At 70.5% G+C, this 2,511-nt stretch carries 4 protein-coding genes; all 4 read right to left on the bottom strand.

Annotation, left to right across the window (positions count from 1 at the left end; all coding sequences use genetic code 11):
* The coding region (locus VIR15_RS17260; protein ID WP_331929992.1) for a CpaB family protein at window positions 1-525 on the bottom strand (525 nt) is incomplete at its 3' end.
* A gap of 224 nt (window positions 526-749) precedes the next feature.
* Window positions 750-1,604: an S-methyl-5'-thioadenosine phosphorylase gene (locus tag VIR15_RS17255; RefSeq protein ID WP_331929990.1), complete on the bottom strand. Its 855-nt coding sequence runs from the start codon at window positions 1,602-1,604 to the stop codon at window positions 750-752.
* Window positions 1,605-1,714: 110 nt separating this feature from the next.
* Entirely contained in the window at window positions 1,715-2,131 is a 417-nt protein-coding gene (locus VIR15_RS17250; RefSeq protein WP_331929988.1) for an FmdB family zinc ribbon protein, read from the bottom strand.
* Window positions 2,132-2,139: 8 nt separating this feature from the next.
* A partial coding sequence (locus VIR15_RS17245) for a TrkA C-terminal domain-containing protein (RefSeq protein ID WP_331929986.1) occupies window positions 2,140-2,511 on the bottom strand: 372 nt, incomplete at its 5' end.

Genomic DNA, 2,511 nt, shown 5'->3' with positions numbered 1-2,511 from the left:
GCTCTCCCCGGCGCTGAGGGCACTGAGGTGCAGGGCAAGCTGTCGCGCTTCGCTCGATGAGACCGCCACCGTGATCCCGGGATCCGGCTGGTCCCCCCACGAAACCGTCGCCCCAAGGGCACCGCCGGACGCCTCCCCGTCTTCATCCTCCGTCGAGCTCGAGGTGCCGCCGCCCCCTGTGCGACCCAGGACGGCTAGGACCTGTGCATCGGTCACGACTTGTTGTCCGGTCCCGGTGGCGTAGACATCCACGCTGCTCCCTGGCTGGACCCCGGTGAGTGCGACCTCCATGACCGGCACCGTCATGGCCACGTCGCCATCCGACCGTCCCGCCAGCAGGCCCGGACCGGCGAGGCGCTCGGTCGTAACGACGCTCCTGGCCTCGATCGGACCGCCGGCGCGCCGTCCCACGACTGCCGTGACGGCACCCACTGCAGACTGGGGGCGGTGCTCGGCAGGACGCGTCTCGACGCGCACATCGCCGGGCTCGATGATCGCCCCGGAGGGGATCAGCCGTGCAGCCACTACGGTCGCCATGCCGGTGGCGGCCGTCCCATCGGGTCGCAGGGCGGCCAGGGCGACGACTACGGAAAGCCCGGCAAGCAAGGCAGTGACCCATCGACGGGCGCGAGCCCGGCGCGACCGCTGCAGCCGTGAGCCCGGCCGAGCGCGCCCGCGGCGGAGGACACGGCGCGACGACTCTCCGGTCGACGCGAGAGGTCGGCGACCGGGGCCCGGAGGCACGCTCATCAGGGCAGGTCGAACGGCAGCTCGATCCCGTCGAGACTGCGTCGGCAGGCACACGTGGCCGCGGCGTCGTTCTCGTGCGCAGGCAGCTGACCGATGGCGTCCCGGAGCACACCCTTGAGGCTCTCGACGTTCTCAGCGAAGACCCGCATGACCTCCTCGTGGGTGACGGCTTCACCACCCTCGACCCCGGCGTCTAGGTCGGTCACCATGGCGATCGTCGTGAAGCAGAGCGCAAGTTCACGCGCGAGGGCCGCCTCGGGCATCGTCGTCATGCCGACGATCTCCCAGCCGAGCTGCTGGTGCATCAGCGACTCCGCCCGGGAGGAGAACCGGGGGCCGTTGATGACGACGAGCGTCCCATCGGCCACGACCTCGAGCGCGGACACCCGCGCGGCGTCCACCGCCACCTGTCGTCCGTTGGCGCAGTAGGGCTCGGCGAAGCCCACGTGCACGATCGGGCCCTCAGCCTCGTAGAACGTGTGCTGACGGCCCCAGGTCCGGTCGACGACCTGGTCCGGGACCACGATGGTCCCCGGACCGTGCTCCGGGTTGAGCGACCCGACCGCACACGGCGAGAGGACCTGGCGCACGCCGACGGCTCGCAGGGCCCAGAGGTTGGCGCGGTAGTTGATCCGGTGCGGGGCGAAGCGATGGCCCTTGCCGTGACGGGCAAGGAACGCCACCGGGCGCCCGTCGACCTCACCGACGACGAGGGGGTCGCTGGGCTCGCCGAACGGTGTGGTGACCTCAACGGTCTCGAAGTCGTCGAGGAAGTCGTAGAGCCCGGAGCCCCCGATGACTCCGATCTCAGCGGTGATGTCGGACGGCGTGAGAACGGTGCTGTGTGAGGTCATGTCGGCAGCCTAGAACGGCAGCCCAACGGCGTCGGGCCTCACGACGAAGCATGGGGACAGGTCCGAAGGAGGTGGTGGGGATGTGGACGAGTCAGGCGGATATGGCCGGTTCAGGAGGCAGCGGTCTTGGTGCCCGAGCCGGACCCACTCGAGGAACCGCCAGACCCGGACGCCCCCGAGGCCGGCCCGGATGACGAGGACCCGGACGACCCGGACGACCCGGACGAGCCGGACGGCCCGGCCGACTCGGACGACGTGGAAGCCGCAGTCTCAGAGGAGCCGCCACCCGCGTCCTTGCCACCGGAGCTACCCGAGCCATCCGATCCCTTGCCACCCCCGCTCGATCGGGAGTCGGTCTTGTAGAAGCCGGAGCCCTTGAAGGCGATGCCGACGGGGTGGATCACCTTGCGCAGCCGGCCGGCGCCGTCGGCGCAGTCCGGGCAGTCCGTCAGCGGGTCGTCGGTGAAGGACTGGCGGATGTCGAACTCGTGGCCGCACTCGGTGCAGGCGTAGGTGTACGTGGGCACTGGTTACCTCAGGTCTTGCGGGGGGTCTGTCGGCCAATTCTACGGGCGCGCTCGAGTCCGGCTGACGGCCAGCCGGCCAACCGGCCGTGCAGACTCAGGGCCAGGATCCGCTCCTCCGTCGTCCTGCGGGAGCCGGAGGTCGTCACGACGAGCAGCTGGTCGCCGTGCCGGATCGTCGTGTGCTGCACCGGGACGAAGGACTCGCCGTTGCGCACGATTAGGGTCACCATGGCGCGCCGGGGCAGGCGCAGCTCGAAGATGGCGACCCCATGGAGCCGGGACTCCTCCCCGACGGTGACGGTGATGACATCCGCCCCGATCTCCACGAGCGGTGTGCTCTCGAGGCCGACGTCCACCGAGTGGACCTGCTCGGTGAGGCC

This window comes from Intrasporangium sp. (genome assembly GCF_036566125.1).
Taxonomy (GTDB): Bacteria; Actinomycetota; Actinomycetes; order Actinomycetales; family Dermatophilaceae; genus Intrasporangium.
The sequence above is the reverse complement of the archived record's forward strand: the minus strand, read 5'-3'. Positions and strand labels throughout refer to the sequence as shown.